Raw genomic sequence first — 17,786 nt, 5'->3', positions numbered from 1 at the left:
CTTCGCGCCTTGAGGTATTCGACCGCGCTGCTCAGGTCGCGCAGCACGGCTCCCTCGGTCAACGCGCTCTCGACTGCGCTTGGCACGTTTCCACGGTAGAGGTTCACCGCGAGGACGACGAAGTCATCCGACAGCGCCAGCCGGCGTGCACTCGCCTGGATCGCGTCGTTCATGCCCTGCCAGTCGTGCTCGACGACGACCGCCGGGTGGGGTGGAGTCCCTCCTTCAGGCAGCGTCAGATAGGATCGAGCGGTCTCATCTCCGCTCCGGTAGGATACGATGGACGACGTCGGTCCCGCCTTCGCCTCTGCCCTTCGGACGGCGATGTGCCGGGGCACGGCGACGCCGAAGGTCATCGTCGCGAAGAAGAGCACGATCACTCACGTCAGCATCGACCCCTCGCCTCGCATCTTCGCAGTCGAGTGGAACCGTCGTGGCAGAGGGTGTGTCACGCGACTCGGCGACGCCTGAGTCTGACTTCCGCCCAACGTCCGACGTACCTATGATGATACGGCACGCTGGGGGTCGCCCCAAGGTGCGGCGTACCAGGTTCCACGCATATTACGAGGAGTTTCCGATGCGCATCACGGATGTTCGGGTCATCGTCACTTGCCCGACGCGCAACTACGTCTTCGTCAAGATCGCGACCGACGAAGGGATCACCGGCGTTGGCGAGGGAACGCTCAACGGGAGCGAGCTAGCCGTCGCCACCGCCATCGAGCACGTCAGCGAGCTCCTCATCGGGCTCGACCCGATGCGCACCGAAGACCTGTGGAGCCTCGTGTACCACTGGACGTACTGGCGCGGCGGACCCATCTACATGGCGGCGCTGGCTGCGATCGACATCGCGCTGTGGGACATCAAGGGCAAGGTCGCGAACCTGCCGATCTACCAGCTCTTGGGCGGCAAAGCCCGCGACGGCGTCTTGACGTACGGACATGCAGGCGGTTCGTCGCCGGAAGCGGTCGCCGAGAGCGTCCGAGGATTCCAGGAACGCGGGTTCAAGGTGATCCGCGCCCAGATGGGAGGCTATGGCGGCGGCGGCATGTCGCGGCAAGATCCACCCCACCGCTCGGGAGTTCCGGGAACATCCTATTTCAATGCCTCCGCCTATCTCGCGGAGACCCCCCGGCTGTTCGAGCACTTGCGCACCGAGCTGGGACCCGAGGTCGAGCTCCTCCACGACGTCCACGAGCAGTTGACGCCGGTCGAAGCCGCGTGGCTCGCTAAACACTTGGAACCCTACCGGCTGTTCTACCTCGAAGACGCGCTACGACCCGAGCACAAGGAGAGTTTCCGCCTCATTCGACAGGCGAGCACAACGCCCCTCGCCATCGGCGAGATCTTCACGTCACGATGGGACTGTCTGCCGTTGTTCCAGGAGCAGCTCATTGACTACATCCGCATCAAGCCGATCCACGTCGGGGGCATCACAGAGGCGAAGAAGATCATGGTTCTGGCGGAACCGTACCAGATCCGCTCAGCGTTCCATGGCGCAGCCGACATCGGACCCATTGGGCAGGCGGCGTCGCTGCACGTCCAGATGGCGATCCCCAACTCTGGCGTGCAGGAGTGGTCCGACTTCGGTGCAAAGGGCAACGAACGGCTGCATGAGGTCACCAGCGAGCCATGCCGCTGGGAAGACGGCTACGCCCATCCGCACGAAAAGCCGGGACTGGGCATGGATGTGAACGAAGCCGCCGCCGCGAAATACCCGTATCGGAGGGCGTTCATGCCAATCGTCCGGCGAGCCGATGGGACAATGCACGTCTACTAGAGCATACGGTCGAAAGTGGAGTCGGGTTGGAGGCGTTGGATAGGACCGTCGCTGTGACGGTTCGATGCGGCGAAGATCACGGCGTCGGCATCGGCGGCGCCGACGGTTCCGTCCAGGATGTCGCGCAGTTGTTCGACGGCGTAGTGGATCCGCGACTTCACGGTTCCCAGCGACACGCCCAGGTGGGTGGCGATCTCTTGGTAGTTCATGTCGTGGTAGACGCGAAGGCGCAACACCTCGGCGTGCTTGGGCGATAGATGCGTGAGACTCCGCCGAACGGCTTCGAGGGTCTCGTTGCGGCAGAGCAGATCGTCCGCTGGGCTGACGCGGCTGTCGGCGATGGTGTCGCGTAGCGGCGAGGCATCGTACGCCGACGATCTCGGCTCGTCCAGGGACGTGAACGCATCGTGCGCGCGACGGCGTCGCTCGTCGCGGGACAGGTTCTGGGCGATCTTGCGCACCCAGGTGGTCCAGCGAGCGCGCGGGACGTAGCGCTTCCGCGCTCGATAGGCTCGGATGAAGGTCTCCTGCGCCAGGTCCTCTGCCGTTTCCTTGTTTCCGAGAACGTTGGCGATGTAGAGGGCGAGTCGTACTCGATGCCGGTTGACGAGCTCCTCGAACGCAACGACATCGCCGCTGCGGGTCCGCATCATCAGCTCTTCGTCGCTGACATCGCTCAAGCAATCCATGTTCGCTCGTTCCAGTTGGTCAGAGCCACCGAGGTCCGATACGCACACCGATCTTGGCGTAGCAACTGTTGTGCCAATGTTACATGGCGCTCTGCGGACGCGCGTCTGAACCCGTCGCGGACGCTGTGCGTTCCATCCCGATTTGCTGCGGAACCGCGCCCTCGTTGAGTTTGCTCGCCTTTCCCGCTTGGCTTGGTCAGCATGGGTCGCGCCGCGTTGCCGACCCGACGATTCGATCATGGATGTTCCGGCTGTCTACTTCTGTGTACAGTCGAGATAGTCACCGGCGCAGGCGACACGAAGACGCCCTGCGGTTCCCATCGAGGGTGAACCACAGGGCGTCTCGGCTAGGATCGTAGCTTCGGTGATGTCGTCAGTTCGCCTTCAGCGTTCCCCAGGTGATCGCAGCCTTGCCGACGGGTTCCACAGCCGTCGCGCTGGAGAGAACCAGCATCGGATCGCCGATGTCGGCGTGGTCGCAGCTAGCGCCGTCACCCCCGTCGGTAATGGTGATCGTCAGCTCTTTGGCTCCGGCAGGGATCGCGAACTCGATCAGCTTGCCGGGAACCTGCTTGTTGGCGTCGACGCCTTTCTGGACGCCCGACTTCGCCATCTCCTTGCCATCGACGCTGAAGATGAAGTCGGACGAACCGCCGTGCCCGCACTCCGGCGCGGCGAGCCCACCGTCCTTCTCGTCATCCATACCGACGACAGCGGACAGCTTCGTGTAGGAACCGGACGCCATGCTGTAGACGAACTTCGCCGCCGAATGCGTGCCGATGCCGCGCTGGTATCGGACGCCGCCGATGGTGATGAAGTTGCGCGTGCCAGGACCTTCGCCGATGGACGCATTGTCCTCCACCAGGGGTCCGCCCCAGCCAGCCCACTCGGCACCAGGGTTTGTCGGATTGAGTCCGCAGTCGTTGGGCTTCGAGGAGTTGCCGCCCGCTAGCGCCAGGTAAACGACGCCCTTGCTCGCCTTGACTTCCTTGTCGAACTTGACGTCCTTGGCCGCCTTCGCGATGTCCTTGCACTGCGCGTACGCGGACTGCGCGCCGACCACCGCGAATCCAACTGCCAAGACAGCGATGACGCTCCAACGAGATGCCATGGAATACCCCTTCCTCGGTAGGTCTCTGCCGACCACGCCGGAACCTGGCGCCGCCGGTCCCGCCCGATCGGACTACATGCGCCGCAGCGTTCCCCAGGTCGTCGCCGCCTTGCCAGCGGGCTCGACGGCGAGAGCTGCGCCCGTGAGCAGCTTCGCATCGCCGAGGTCGCCGTGGTCGCAGCTAGCGCCGTCACCGCCGTCGCCGATGACAATCGTCAGTTCCCGCGCCCCGGCAGGGATGTCGAATTCGACGCCGTGGCCAGCCACCTGCTTGTTGGCATCGACGCCCTTCAGCACGGGCGATTTGTACATCTCCTTGCCATCGATGGTGAATGTGAACTGCGACGAGCCTCCATGGCCGCACTCCGGCGCAGCGAGTCCGCCATCCTTCTCATCGTCCAATCCGACGACTGCCTGGAATTTCTTGTAGGTGTCCGTCGTCAGGTCATAGATGAGCGTGCCGACAGAGTGCGTTCCGACGCCTCGCGCAAAGCGCGTCCCGCCGATCGTGATGAAGTTGCGCGTACCGATCCCTTCGCCGATGGACGCGTTGTCGGTGTCGAGCGGTCCGCCCCATCCGGTCCATGCGGCGGCGTCGTTCTTCGGGTTCTGACCGCACTTGTTCGCCTTCGACGCGCCGCCTACCAGCGACAGGTAGACGACTCCGGGCCTCGCGTCGGCTTTGACTTCCTTGTCGAACTTCACGTCCTTGGCGGGCTTCGCCAGGTCCTTGCACTGGGCGTAGGCTGACTGGACGCCCAGCCAACTCAACCCCAGCGCGATCGCGCCAATGATGACATGTCGCGTTCTTGCCATTTCGATGCTCCTCAGTCGAGACGCCTCACAACGGGCTGCCTGTGGACGCATATCACCGGCCCTACCACAATGACGACGCGCACGATTCCATTCGGGAACATGTTACCGGAGTCTAACAATAGTAGCAAGAGCCGGAAGCATTGGACGCCCATCGATGCATGCACTCACCACGTTTTTCCGCGTATCCTCCGGCACGGCTCCGTGTTGGCTCGATGTTTCCAAAGTATCACAGGCACAACGCGCGCCAGACCCAACCTCCGCATCGGTGAACCATGCCGCGCGGCTGGACGTTTGTGTCCAAGACGGGAGCCCCCGCCCTCCGCCGATCGGCTCCCATGACATCCGGAGTGACGCATGATGTTCACGAGCTTGCGCCCCCTACGTTGGGCTTTCGTCGCCTGCTTGCTGGTGGGAGCCGCATCGACGGCACGGTCCGTCGAGGTCACCGATTCGCAGTCCGTCACCGTCTCCGAGACGCTGCCCCGACAGGAGTTCGGGCCCACGATCATCGGCTTGCCTGCCGGCTTCACCGTCGCGCTCGACCTGAACATCGCTTACCGCGTCGACGTGAAGATCGGCGGCACGAGCTTCTCGCTCACGGGCTCCGGCGGATCGGTATCCGGTTCGTACCCGGTATCCCTCGTCAAGGGCGTGACGGTCGACGTCGTCGAGACCTACACGTTCACCGCAAGCGCGGACGCCGTGTTCGTCCGAGCCACGTTCCCCGTCGCCAAGGTGGTCCGCTGGTCGATCACACCATCGGAGACGGGCGACTACGAGTTTTCGATCATAGGAGCCGTCCGGAACCTGGCGCTGGACGTGATGGGCGACCTCACCGGCTCCGTCCGGTCGGATGTCGTGGGACCCGTGGTCACGCTCTCGGTCTCGACGGCGCGCGACATCGCCATCGGCTCCACGGTCGGCTATGTCGGCACGTTCGCCGCCACATTGGATCGAACGTCGAAAGCCAGGTTCGCCGGTGTCATTCCGCCTCCGATTCCGCCTCCGCCGCCTCCGCCGCCGCCTCCGCCGGGGTTCCCACCGACCGATCCGCAAAGCCAGCGCGCCGATGCCGCGATCAAGACCGCCGTCGCGCGCCTGGCAGCCCTCCGCGTCGAGATCAAAGCCTCGGGCCTCGAGCTGGCGTATGCCCGCCTCACCGAGCTCCTGAACACATCCATCGCCGACGCGCAAGCATCGCTTCTGCGAGGCAGGCCAGCGGATGCTGAACAGAGCATCGCCCGAGCAGAAGCTATCCTCGACAGCATGGAGAAGGAAGCCCACTACCGGAAGAAGCTGAAGGACGCGATGGAGGAGTACGACTCGCTGGGCAAGACCGCCAAAGGCGCCGGCGTGGCGATTCCAGCCGAGAAGGCGGCGGAGTTCGATGCGCTCATCAAGCGGGCAGAGGAAGCCGCAGCCAAGAACCTGTTCCGCGACGCCGAACGGCTGGTCGGCGAAGCTCGCAAGGTGATCGACGAGATCCGCAAGAGCTCCAAGGCGCTGAACAAGAAGGGGAAAGAGAACGCCGACGACGCCCGCAAAGCCGCCAAAGATGCCAAGGACTCCGCCGACCGAGCCGCCGACGCCTCCAAGAGGGCTGCCGATGCGAGCGCTCGTGACGCGGACGATGCCCTCGAAGAAGCCCTCGAAGCCGCCAGACGCGCATCTGAAGCCGCCGCCGATGCTGCCGAACGAGCCAAGCGCGCGAAAGACCCGTCCGACGATAAGGACGAAGCCTCCGAGCGCGAAGCAGATAGCGCCAGCAACGAGGCAATTGCTGCTGCCCTGACTGCTGCCCGGAATGTGGCTGAAGCGGCTCAGCGCGTCGCAGACAACGCGCGCAAGGCGGCGGATGCTGCGCGCCGCGCCGTCGGCGAGGGCGACGTTCCTTCGCGTCGAGCGGCGGAACCGGCTCTTCTCGCGGCAGAGAACGCTGCGCGCCGCGTCGCTGAAGCAGCGGCGCTGGTCGCCGAGAACGCTCAGCGTGCCGCCCAAAGAGCCGTTGAGAAGGCGAAATCCGGCAAGGACGAGGATCGCGCGAAGGCGGATGCGCTCGCGAAGGAAGCGCTGGCAGCGGTCGAGGACGCTGACGCCAGAGTCGCTGCCGCTGCCGAGCTCGCCGCCGCCAACGCCGCGACCGGCAGCGCGACGGAGGCGCTCCGCGCCGCCGGAGCCGCCAGCGAAGCGCTCAAGAAGCCGACCGCCGAGGCGCAGAAGCTCGCGCGGCAGGCTGGTGACGCCGTGAGAGCCGCCCAGGAGATCGCCGCGAAGGCTCTGCGCGAGGCGGAGCTCGCAGCGTCGAAGGCGGCATCGGGCGGAGCTGCCGCCAAGGAGGCCGCCGCCAAGGCGAGGGAAGCCGCTGAGAAGGCGAAGCAAGCCGCCGCCCAGGCTGCGGCCGAAGCCAGGAAAGCCGGCAAGAAAGCCGCCGACCTCAACGACGACGGGGCGAACGACATCGTCGATCTGGTGCTTGTCGCCAAGGTGTTCGGCACGTTGACCGTCAAGCTGGACGTGCAGGCGAAGGTGAGCGACATCAACGGCGACGGCGAAGTGAACATCGCCGACCTCGTGTTCGCGGCTCAGGGCTTGCTCGACGGAGCGATCCTGTCCAACCTGACCGGCATCCTGGGCGCACCGTCGCAAGCCCCAGGGCTCGAGCTGCGGGTCCAGCCGCTCTCAGACGAGGGCGCGTATCGGACCGTGCAGGTCGATGTCGTTGCGACCGACGTCGCCGTCGCGCAGGGGTTCCAGCTCGACCTCGCCTTCGATCCCGGCAGTCTGGAAGTCGTCGAGGCGCGGGGCGGCGAACTGCTGACGCGCGACGGCGCGGACGCCTACTGGCACACGCCGCAGCCCGAGACGGGCGTCGTGTCGTTTGCTGGCGTGCGCCTGTCGCCTGAAGCCGTGAGCGGCTCCGGCGTCGTCGGCAGCGTCGTGTTCCGCCTCTTGTCGGACCGATGGCAAGTTCAGAGCCCGCTGAGAGACGCGACGGTGCGCGTCGCTGACGGTCGCGGAAGAGTCGTCGGATCGCGCATCGGCGGCGGTGCGTTAACGTTCGCGGATGCGCTGCCGCCCCTGCGCGCGCGTCTCATGCAGAACTACCCGAACCCGTTCAATCCTGAGACGTGGATTCCGTACCAGCTTCCGGAGTCGGCGGATGTCTCGATCCGCATCTTCGATCCGCAGGGCGCTCTCGTTCGGACGCTCGATCTGGGAGCTCAACCCGCCGGATATCACGTTGTCAAGGGAGAAGCCGCGTACTGGGACGGCTCGAACGATTTCGGCGAGCGCGTCGCGAGCGGCATGTACTTCTACACGATCCGCGCCGGCTCCTACGCGGAGACGCGGAAGATGCTCATCCTCAAGTAATGCCATCCCACAGGGGCGGACGGCGCGGGTCCGCCCCCACCTTCCTTGCGACCATCGATTGCTGAGCTCCGCGACGACGGCGGAGAGGCCGCCGTCGTCGGCGACCTCGGTCGGCTATACTTTGGCGTGGATGGACCGTTCGTGACGGTCATCTGCTTTTCCGCACGAGCCGTCCGGAGACAGCCGATGGACGCCTCGGATCGCGCCGCCACGCTGGGCGCATTGCGCCAACAGTCCCCTGAGAAGTTCGCGTCGCAGACGCGGATCTTCGAGCGCATCCATCGCGGCGACCGCATCTTCGTCGGAACCGGATGCGGCGAGCCCCAATACCTCGTCCAAGCGCTCGTCCAGTACGTCCAGTCTCATCCCAAAGTCATCTTCGACGCCGAGGTGTTCCATGTGTGGACGCTCGGAGTCGCGCCCTACACCGAAAGTAAGTTCCGACAGAACTTCCGGCACAACTCCTTCTTCGTCGGAACCACGACGCGCGATGCCGTCAACGCCGGGGCCGCCGACTACACGCCCGTGTTCCTCTCCGGGGTTCCAGAACTGTTCCGGCGCGGGCTCGTCGCCATCGACGCGGCGCTCATCCAGACGTCATTGCCAGACCGACACGGGTACCTGAGCCTCGGAGTCAGCGTCGATATCGTCAAGGCAGCGGCGCAGCACGCGAATCTCGTCATCGCCCAGGTGAACGCGAACATGCCGCGCGTCCACGGCGACTCGTTCATTCACATCGATGACATCGACTTCCTCGTGCCCCACGACGAGCGGCTGTTGGAGTACCACCCCGATGTGGACCGGCAGGTCGCCCCGTTGATCGGCGAGCACGTCGCGCGACGCGTTCAGGACGGCGACACGATCCAGGTTGGGTACGGCGCGCTTCCGAACGCCATCCTCGCGAACCTCAAGGGCAAGCGCCATCTGGGCGTCCACTCCGAGCTGCTCAGCGACGGCATCGTCGAGCTCATGCGCGAGGGCGTCATCGACGACAGCCGCAAGACGGTGCTTCGCGGCAAGACCGTCGCCGCCTTCTGCATGGGCAGCCGCGAGACCTACGAGTACCTCGACGACAACCCCGCCGTCGAGTTCCGCCCCATCGACTACACGAACAGCCCGCTGAACATCGCCCGGAACGCGAACATGGTCGCCATCAATACAGGCTTGGAGATCGACCTTATCTGTATAGCCATCCCGGCGAAGGCGACCCTTGGCGTCGTTCGCCAGTGCGCGGAGCGGGGCGTTCGCAGCGCCGCGATCATCACATCGGGGTTCTCGGAGATCGGGAACCTCGAAGAGGAGCGTCGGATCGTCTCTGCCGCCCGCGAGCACGGGATGCGCGTCCTGGGTCCCAACATCTTCGGCGTCTACTCATCCGTCGCGTCCTTGAACGCGACCTTCGGACCTCGTGATGTCGCGCCTGGGAACGTCGCGATCCTGACGCAGAGCGGCGCGCTGGGCATTGCGATGATGGGGAAGACGCACACGGAGAGGATCGGGCTCTCGGCGATTGTGTCCGTCGGCAACAAGGCGGATGTCGATGAGGCGGATTTGCTGGAATACCTGATCGCCGACGAGAGCACGCGCGTCGTCCTGATGTATGTCGAGGGCGTGAAACACGGTGAGCGATTGGTTCGAATGCTGCGGCAGACGACCGCGCGCAAGCCGGTCGTCGTCCTGAAGTCGGGAAGATCGCAGCGCGGCGCGCTCGACGCGGCGTCCCATACGGGCTCCCTTGCCGGCGCAGACAACGTGTTCTCCGACATCATGCGGCAGTGCGGCGTGCTCCGCGCGAGCTCCATCGAGGAAGCGCTCGAATGGTGCAAGTTTCTCGCATCGGCTCCGGCTCCGCGAGGCGAGAACGCCGTTATCCTAACGAACGGCGGGGGGATCGGCGTTCTCGCGGCGGACGCATGCGAGCAGTACGGCGTTCGGCTGTTCGACGACATCCCGAAGCTCGGAGAAGCGTTCCATGACGCCGTACCGGACTTCGGTTCCACGAAGAATCCGGTCGACATCACGGGTCAAGCGACGCTGGAAGACTACCGGCGGGCGCTCGACGCGGCGGTTCGGCACGAAGACATCCACTCCGTCATCTGCCTCGGATGTGAAACGGCGGTGCTCGACACGGCGGGACTCACGGCGACTGTGGAGGGCGCGTTCGACGCCAGCGGCGCGCAGAAGCCGATGGTCTTCTCGTTCGTGGGTGGCGTCCAGATCGACCGGGGCATCTCGGAACTGCGTCGGCGCGGCGTGCCGATCTATGGCGAACTGGACCAGGCGATCTCATGCCTGGGGGCGCTCTACACCCACACCCGCCACGCAAGAACCGCTTCCGTCGAATCTTGTGACAGTGCGCCGATGCCGGACCTAGACATTGCGCGTGTGGACGAAGCGACGCGCTGCGCTCGCGAGGAAGGACGGACGTTCCTGCTCGCGCACGAAGCCGCCGATGTGATGGCTGCCGCCGGAGTGCCCATGCCCGAGAGCGCCGTGGTTCGGACCCTCGATGGCGCGTTGTCGACGGCGGAGCGGCTGGGATACCCGGTGGTTCTCAAGATCGTCTCGAAGGACATCCTCCACAAGAGCGACGCCGGAGGAGTCGCGCTCGACCTGGAGAGCGAATCCGAGGTGATCGACGCGTACCAGGCGATCCTCGTCAATGCCCGCCGGTACCGTGCGGACGCCGTCATCGAGGGCGTCGAGGTGACGCAGATGATTCGTCCGGGCACGGAGACGATCGTCGGAGCTCGGAGGGACCCGGCGTTCGGATCCATCGTCATGTTCGGGCTGGGCGGCGTGTACGTGGAAGTGCTGAAGGATGTGGCATTCCGCGCCCTGCCGCTGGATCGCGATGCCGTGCTGGCGATGATCGGCGGCATCCGCGCGCACCCGATTCTGTTCGGCGTGCGAGGCGAGGAGCCACGAGACGTGCAATCGCTGTGCGACTGCATCCTCAAGGTGTCAGCGATCCTCCAGCGCTGTGAATTCATCTCCGATCGCGAGGTCAATCCGCTCATGGTCTATGAGCAGGGACGGGGCGTGCGAGCCGTGGGCCCGGATCCTGGTGACTGCCGAGAAGGGGGCGTCTCGATGAAGCCACTGATCGTCGCTTCGACCCGCCGGAGCGCTGGGAAGACGAGCCTCATCGCCGGGATCGCGAAGGCGCTGGGCGCGCGCATCGGCTACGCGAAGCCCTTCGGCGATCGTCTGCTGTACCGCAAGAAGCGGCTGTGGGACTACGACGCGGCGTTGATGGCTTCAGTCTTCGGGCTCGAACCCGATCCCCAGGACATGACCATTGGGTTTGACCACTCGAAGCTACGGTACATGTACGACCGAGAGGCGGCCCGGGAGAAGGTCGTCGCCTTGGCGGATGCCGCCGCGATGGGGCGCGATATGCTGTTCCTGGAAGCCGGGAGCGACTGCGCGTACGGAACCTCGGTCGCGCTGGACGCCGTCTCCCGCGCGTCGTACGTGGAGGATCGCGTGCTCATCGTCGCGAGCGGATCCAACGGCATCGTGTTGGACGACCTGCTCCACGTCGCGAGGCACGAAGGGGCGTCCTCGCTCGCAGGCGTCATCGTCAACAAGGTCGCGGACGTCGAGGACTTCCGCACCACGTATGGAGACGCCGTCGAGGAAGCCGGCATCCCGCTGCTGGGAACCGTGCCATACGTGCCGGAGATGACTCGCGTCTCGATGGATTACCTGGCGGAAGCGCTGTTCGCCAAGACGGTCGCCGGAGCCGACGGGCTCTCGAACGTTGTCGAGAACGTCCTCGTAGGGGCGATGTCCACCAACGAGGTTCTGCGCGCACCCGTCTTCGCCAAACCCTCCAAGCTCGTCATCACGAGTGGCGACCGCAGCGACATGATCCTCGCGGCGCTCGAGACGGATACGGCGGGGATCGTCCTGACGAACAACATCCTGCCGCCTGCGAACGTCATCGCGAAGGCGACGGAGCGCCGGGTTCCCATGCTGCTGGTTACCGGGGATACGTTCCAGACGGCGAAGCTCGCCGACGACATGGAGCCGTTGCTGACAGCTTCCAGCGCGGACAAGACCGCGCGGCTGGAGCGCCTGGCGAGGGAGCATATCCGGCTCGACGAGCTCACGCGCGTCGCGTTGGGCTGACGAGTGCAGCGGCGCGGCGTTGGATAGTGTCTCGACCTGAGCGCAATTGAGGAGATGGCCCTGTGCGTGCGAATCGCGACATCGCGGTGCTACGACCCGACGCCACCTTCGGAGCCCGCAACGGCGGCTGGGCGTACGACGCCTACCCAGAGATGGAAACGCTCGACAAGGGACGCGCGATCACAATCGCCGAGATCGAGGGGCCCGCCGTCATCACGAACCTGCACACGACGCAGCACTGGATCCACGACGACGCCCTCACGCCCGACGAGCGCCGCGCCCTGACCTCGCGCGGCGTGCTGCTGGAGATCACCTTCGACGAGCACCCGGCGCCATCGGTGCGCGTGCCGCTCGCGGACTTCTTCGCCGACGGCTGCTGCGGCAGGGCGCAGCACTTCTCGACGCCGTTCGTGGAGAAGGCTCCCGAGTCCTACAACTGCTTCCTGCCGATGCCTTTCGCACGCTCCGCTCGCGTTGTGCTGCGGAACGAGACCTCCTACAACCTGGGCAACTACAGCTTCGTCGAGTTCGAGACGCTCCCGGAGTGGGACGCCAGGCTGGGCTACTTCCACGCGACGTGGAACCGGTTTGCGTTTCCGCTGTACGCGGACACCGATCAGTCGTTCTTCCATGTGGATGGCAGCGGGCATTTGGTCGGGAGGGCGTGGAGCGTTAGCACGGACGAGCCGTACTTCCGCGACTTCCACTTCGTCATGGAAGCCAACAACGAGTTCCGGCTGGACGGCGAGACGAAGCCGCGAGCGGATTACCTGGGCACGGAGGATTCGTTCGGCTTCAGTTGGGGGTTTCGACAGCCGTTCATCGGGCTCTACAACGGGATGAACCTGGTCCAGGGGCAGGAGCCGTCGCTGCTGAGCATCTACCGGTTCCGCCAGACGAACCCGATGCGGTTCCGGCGAAGTCTCGACCTGCGAGTCGATTGGTCGCACGAATGGCGCGGGAACGCGCCGCATCAGGAGCGCATGGCAGCCATCCGCGAGTCGGACGGTGGGTGGATCGACTACGCGACGACGTTCTACTGGTACCAGGAGCACGTCGGCTACGAACACGCGCCGCTGATGCCGCTCGACGAGCGTGCCAAGACGCTGCTGCACCCGAACCCAGCCGAGGATGCCTAGCCGACTACGCTCGCGTGGTCGTAATGGCGGCGATGGCATCGGAAACAAGCGCAACGGTCACATTACAGACGACGGATGAAGCCGACATAACCGCGTTCGTAGTACTAGGCGCTCGGCTCGACGACGGCGCGGATTCCGGGCCACTCTCGCCAGATGTCCGTGTAGGCGTCGAGCCCGACCTCCTCGTAGTCCTTGTGTCGCGCTCGGAAGATCGCGGCATACCGGATGTTGCACGATCCGTTGGGCGCGGCCGTGTGAACCAGTTGGTGATGGGTCAGCACGACGTCGCCGGGCTCGCCGGTGATCTGCAGCGGCGGCTCCGGCAGCTCGACGCGCGGCATCCCTTCCGCGAGGACTTCGTGTCCGTGTTCGCGGAAGTAGCTCTCGAAGAACGTGTGCGACCGGGGCCAGACGGTGAAGTTCCCGCTGTAGGTTGTCGGCAGATCGCTCAGCAGGCAGACGGCGAGCGCTGTGAACCCGCGTCGGTAGACGCCGCGCTCCATTCCGTTGGAGCCACTGCCCAGCCCGTCGAGGTGCCCGCCGGGTTCCCCCGGAACCGAGTACAACGGACCTGGGAACCGCAACGCGATCTGCGCCGCGCCCGCCGGCATGACGTTGCCCTCGCCGAACATCGACTCCAGGATCGGCAGGATCGGCGAGCGGTTGAACAGGTTCGTGATCGCCGGATGGCGCTGCGCGTCTCGACAGTAGGATTGCGCCCGGAACGTTGGCAGGTCATCCTTGTTCATCCCTTCGCTTCCGAGCGAGTGATTGATGACCTGCCGCGCCGCATCGACCATGATGCGCGGAATCGCTCCCCTCAGCGCAATGTATCCCAGTTCGTAGAACTCTCGCTTCTGCTTCGGCGTCAGGTCCACATCGTCCTCCTTTGGGTCAACTCACGTCGGCGCGAATCGTGGTGCGAGTCTAACCGAATCCGATCTCGGCTGGAACCTGGCTCTGCGCTAACGGGAACGCGTTTCGGGCTCGCCGTCGAATTGCTATGGGTACCTCGCCGCGCTATACTTCGCGTTGCGCCGTCAGCGCGACGGCTGACCACAGGAGACAACAATGCCTTTCAATCTGGGTCCGCTGGAGATCACTCTCATCATCGTGATCGTCCTGCTGTTCTTCGGTCCCAAGCGACTGCCGGACATGGCGCGGTCCGTCGGGCAGGCGATTCAGGAGTTCAAGAAGGCGGGCAAGTCGGTACAGAACGAGATCACCAGCGCCATCGAAGACAACGACACCCCGAAGACCACCGCGTCCGCCAACAAGACCGAAACCCCGCCCAAGGCATCGTAGCGTTCGACGGATCGCCGATAGGAGCCAGAGCGCTTGCGGCGCAGAGCTGCCAGTCCTGAAGGCTCGATGACGTTTCTCGAGCACCTGGATGAGCTCAGAACGCGTCTCATTCGCTCCCTGATCGCCCTCGGCGTGGGGGTCGCGCTCGCGTTCCCCTTCCGAAAGCAGCTCTACAACCTGCTGCTCACGCCCCAGAACATGCGCCTGCAGAACGTCTTCGCGGGCATCATCGAGCGCATCGGCAACCTGGGAATCGGCTCCGACACGACGCGCTTCCTCGAGCTCTGGCTCCGAGCCAACGCCTCCGACACGACCCACTTCGTCCCCAACTTCCGCAGCCCGATGGAGCCGTTCACAGCTCTGTTCAAGCTGTGCATCGCGGCGGGGATCGTGCTGGCGTCGCCGATCATTCTCTACCAGGTCTGGGCGTTCGTCCTTCCGGCGCTGAAGCACCGCGAGAAGCGCGTCGCTCTGCCCCTCTTCGTCGTGATGACCGCCTTCTTCCTGTTCGGCGTGGCGTTCGCATTCCTCGTCGCCGCGCCGCTCTTGCTCGAGATGTCGGCGAATCTGTGGCGTTCGAGCGATATCGTTCTCAAGCCGGAGAACCTGTGGACGTTCGACGAGTACATCGGCTTCCTGATGCAGCTCGTCCTTGCGTTCGGAATCGCGTTTGAACTACCTTTGGTGATGGCGTTCCTGGCGCGCATGGGCATCATGCAGCCCGGCACGTTCCGCGAGCATCGTCGCTATGCCATCCTGATCCTCGTCATCGTCTCAGCGGTCCTCACCCCAGGCGATGTCGTCCCCATGGCGATGATGGCAGGTCCCCTGCTCGCGCTCTACGAGATCGGCATCCTGATGGCGTCTTACGCGGCGCGTCGGCGTATGCGTGCCGCACGAGCGGCTGGAGAACTCGCGGATGGCTCCGGATAGCCTGCAGCAGCAGCTCAAGACGCTCCTCGAGCTCCAGATCGTCGATGAGCGCATCGCCAAGCTCACGAGCCAGCGTGAGACACTCGTGCGCCGACGCAAGCAGGTGGATGCCGCCCAGAAGCAGCACGACGACGCCCTTGCCGCGAAGCAGCATGCGCACCAGGCGGCGCAGGTCGAGCAACGCTCGAAGGCGACCGAGCTCCGAGGATTGCAGGACCGGCTCGCGAAGTACGAGGAACAGCAGAGGAACGCTCGCGACGCCAACGAATACACCGCGCTGACGTCCCAGATCGCCACGACGACCAAGGTGATCGACGCGATGGAGGAGCAGGCGATTGCCGCCATGCTCGGCGTGGACGAAGCCGCCGAGGCGCTCGAGCAGGAGCGCCAGACCTGCGAACAGGAACGCTCGACCGCGAACGCCGAAAGAGCACGCCTCGACGGAACTGCACAGAAGCTCGACGCCGAGCTGAACAAGACCCGCGCCGCCAGAGACGCCCGCGCCCAACTCGTCCCCGCCAAGCTTCTCTCCGACTACGCGACATGGCGAGAACGGCGCGGCATGACGATGGTGGCTCGTCTCATCGGAGACACGTGCGAGGGATGCCATTTATCGCTGCCGCCGCAGAAGGCGCTGGAGATACGCCGATGGGACCGCATCTACACCTGCCCGGCGTGCTACCGGATCCTCTTTCCGATCGATGAAATCCTCCCAGACGCATCGGATTCGTCCTCCAACCCACCCCAATGACCGCGTCGCAGGCGGCATCCGACTGTTGCCGTATCGGTCTCGCTGTTGCACGCCTCAAGCCCGTTGCTTCAGGATATACAGCTCTCTACCGAGGTGTTTCGATATCTCTTGTCCGATGAAACGCATGTGATATGCATCCTTCGAACCAGACAGAAGACGGACCTGTGTGCCATTAAAAAGAACGGCAACCAAAGCATTGTATACACCGCCATACTCATCTTCGATAGCCGTGCAATGTATCCTTTCGATATCGGGAACCGAAAGGGAGACCTTCCGAGGCATCGGCACTGGAATCTCATGTACAACGAGCATATCTTGACTGATATACAATCGGGTCGTGTTAAGAAGGCTTGCCAGCAATAGATAGAGGACAACCACGCTTACGAGTCCGGCGATAAGCTGCACAAGCCAATTGAACGGTGGCGAAACTACGTCGCTAAGGGACAAGATCAGGAGGGGGCCCCATCCGTAAAACAGAAGGACAAGCGTGCCGGCAATCCGCTCTTCCAACGGGCGTCTAAACGATATTGTAATATCGTTCTTGTTCCTGATGACCCTTACTCTGTCAAATGCAAAAGCCCGATGTGCTCGATGGAACATCGTCATTCATGCAGCTTTCTACCGAGGTGTGTCGCGATCTCTTGTCCGATGAAACGCATCAGACTTGCATCCCTCTGGCGTTCGAGCAGGCTGACCGTCTTGCCGCTGGCCTGGGCAACCAAGCCATTGTATACGATACCATACTCGTCTTTATTCGCCGTGCAATATATCCGTTCAATATCGGCTACCGAAAGGCAGACCTTCCTACGCGTCGGCAATGGACACTCCTGCACAACTAGCATACGTTGTGTGATACTCAATCGAGTCGTGTTCAGGACTTCCGCTAGCGACCTGTAGAAGGCACCCACGCCGATTGAACCAAGGAGAACCACGCAGACTTAACGGAAGTTCGATGCTATAAAGCCAGCAACAAGCGGCCGCAAATCCGGCAAGCAGAAAGCCGCCAACAGCGCCGTAAACCCGCTTGCCCAACGAGGCTGATAGGTGATCACTAGGTCGTCGTCGTTTCTGTCGACCCGCACTCCATCAGGAATCGGAACGGGCGTTCTCTGCGTCATCTGGCGACTCTCCTATCGGCCTCGATTTCGCTCTTTGGATTTCTGCCACAGATGCGTGCTCATGGACTTCGCGAACCGTTCGCAGGGCTTCGCTCATACCGCAGCTTTCCCTGACGCCGTCATGCTCCACGGTGTGTACCACGAGCAACGCGAGGACAGCGAGATGTCACCCAGCATAGTCATAGGGATGATTGCGGAAGATGTAGTCGATGGGTTCGTCCGTGAACTCGACGTTCGGGTCGAACCCGCAATCCTCGAATGCCGCCTCGCACCCCTTGTTGAACCGTAGCGGACGCCAGATGGCATCGAAGATACCCATTGCGCACCACGCCTGGAAATGGCGATGGATCGTGCTGTCGTCACCGTATTCCTTGGGGATTCGATTCCACTGACAGCCGGTGCGCAGCTTGTAGACAACCCCGTCCAACACCGGGCGAAGCGGTACACGCTTGCGGTCTTGCCGATGTCGAGGATACTCGCGGCTCAGAATCTCCTCGATGATCTCCCACATGTCGTCGGGAACCGCCCAGATCGTCGGTTCCGGCTTGGGTTCCGGCTTGGCATCGTCGGTCGTTTGCACGCGATAGACTCCTGAATCGACGAACTCACAGGAGACTATCGGCACGTTCCATTCACTG

14 protein-coding genes are annotated in these 17,786 nt (G+C 63.9%); 7 read left to right on the top strand and 7 right to left on the bottom strand.

The window, feature by feature from the left end:
• A partial coding sequence (locus FJZ36_12865; protein ID MBM3215796.1) for a hypothetical protein occupies nucleotides 1–374 on the bottom strand: 374 nt, incomplete at its 3' end.
• Between the two features lie 203 nt (nucleotides 375–577).
• On the opposite strand from FJZ36_12865, the gene FJZ36_12860 reads away from it, so the two are divergent.
• Entirely contained in the window at nucleotides 578–1,777 is a 1,200-nt protein-coding gene (locus FJZ36_12860) for a D-galactonate dehydratase family protein (GenBank protein ID MBM3215795.1), read from the top strand.
• On the opposite strand, the gene FJZ36_12855 is transcribed toward FJZ36_12860, so the two are convergent.
• From FJZ36_12855 to FJZ36_12845, 3 genes are all read right to left on the bottom strand, one after another.
• Entirely contained in the window at nucleotides 1,774–2,706 is a 933-nt protein-coding gene (locus tag FJZ36_12855; protein ID MBM3215794.1) for an RNA polymerase sigma factor, read from the bottom strand. The two genes, FJZ36_12860 and FJZ36_12855, sit on opposite strands and share 4 nt — an antisense overlap.
• Nucleotides 2,707–2,839: 133 nt before the next feature.
• Nucleotides 2,840–3,577, bottom strand: coding sequence for a hypothetical protein (locus FJZ36_12850; protein ID MBM3215793.1), 738 nt, complete (start codon nucleotides 3,575–3,577; stop codon nucleotides 2,840–2,842).
• A gap of 72 nt (nucleotides 3,578–3,649) precedes the next feature.
• Entirely contained in the window at nucleotides 3,650–4,444 is a 795-nt protein-coding gene (locus FJZ36_12845; GenBank protein ID MBM3215792.1) for a hypothetical protein, read from the bottom strand.
• Nucleotides 4,445–4,747: 303 nt separating this feature from the next.
• Between FJZ36_12845 and FJZ36_12840 the strand changes: the two genes are divergently transcribed.
• From FJZ36_12840 to FJZ36_12830, 3 genes are all read left to right on the top strand, one after another.
• Nucleotides 4,748–7,765: a T9SS type A sorting domain-containing protein gene (locus FJZ36_12840; GenBank protein ID MBM3215791.1), complete on the top strand. Its 3,018-nt coding sequence runs from the start codon at nucleotides 4,748–4,750 to the stop codon at nucleotides 7,763–7,765.
• Nucleotides 7,766–7,951: 186 nt separating this feature from the next.
• Entirely contained in the window at nucleotides 7,952–11,902 is a 3,951-nt protein-coding gene (locus tag FJZ36_12835) for a hypothetical protein (protein ID MBM3215790.1), read from the top strand.
• 62 nt (nucleotides 11,903–11,964) lie between these two features.
• Nucleotides 11,965–13,041, top strand: a complete 1,077-nt coding sequence (locus FJZ36_12830; GenBank protein MBM3215789.1) for a DUF2961 domain-containing protein — start codon at nucleotides 11,965–11,967, stop codon at nucleotides 13,039–13,041.
• Nucleotides 13,042–13,145: 104 nt separating this feature from the next.
• Here FJZ36_12830 and FJZ36_12825 read toward each other — a convergent pair whose 3' ends face one another.
• The gene (locus FJZ36_12825; protein MBM3215788.1) at nucleotides 13,146–13,919 is read right to left on the bottom strand and encodes a hypothetical protein; all 774 of its coding nucleotides are present in this window, start codon (nucleotides 13,917–13,919) and stop codon (nucleotides 13,146–13,148) included.
• Between the two features lie 193 nt (nucleotides 13,920–14,112).
• Between FJZ36_12825 and FJZ36_12820 the strand changes: the two genes are divergently transcribed.
• The 3 genes from FJZ36_12820 to FJZ36_12810 are packed head-to-tail and all read left to right on the top strand — an operon-like array spanning nucleotide 14,113 to nucleotide 16,030.
• Entirely contained in the window at nucleotides 14,113–14,346 is a 234-nt protein-coding gene (locus FJZ36_12820; GenBank protein ID MBM3215787.1) for a twin-arginine translocase TatA/TatE family subunit, read from the top strand.
• Nucleotides 14,347–14,379: 33 nt separating this feature from the next.
• Nucleotides 14,380–15,279 carry a twin-arginine translocase subunit TatC gene (tatC, locus tag FJZ36_12815; GenBank protein MBM3215786.1) on the top strand — a complete coding sequence of 300 codons (900 nt, stop codon included), beginning with the start codon at nucleotides 14,380–14,382 and terminating at the stop codon, nucleotides 15,277–15,279.
• Nucleotides 15,266–16,030: a hypothetical protein gene (locus tag FJZ36_12810; protein ID MBM3215785.1), complete on the top strand. Its 765-nt coding sequence runs from the start codon at nucleotides 15,266–15,268 to the stop codon at nucleotides 16,028–16,030. The genes tatC and FJZ36_12810 overlap by 14 nt, the downstream gene beginning before the upstream one ends.
• 54 nt (nucleotides 16,031–16,084) lie before the next feature.
• Here FJZ36_12810 and FJZ36_12805 read toward each other — a convergent pair whose 3' ends face one another.
• The gene (locus FJZ36_12805; protein ID MBM3215784.1) at nucleotides 16,085–16,636 is read right to left on the bottom strand and encodes a hypothetical protein; all 552 of its coding nucleotides are present in this window, start codon (nucleotides 16,634–16,636) and stop codon (nucleotides 16,085–16,087) included.
• A gap of 678 nt (nucleotides 16,637–17,314) precedes the next feature.
• Complete coding sequence (locus FJZ36_12800) at nucleotides 17,315–17,773, bottom strand: transposase (GenBank protein MBM3215783.1); 459 nt, start codon at nucleotides 17,771–17,773, stop codon at nucleotides 17,315–17,317.
• Nucleotides 17,774–17,786: the final 13 nt, after the last annotated feature.

It is taken from the genome of Candidatus Poribacteria bacterium (genome assembly GCA_016866785.1).
In the GTDB taxonomy this organism is placed as follows: domain Bacteria; phylum Poribacteria; class WGA-4E.
The sequence above is the reverse complement of the archived record's forward strand: the minus strand, read 5'-3'. Positions and strand labels throughout refer to the sequence as shown.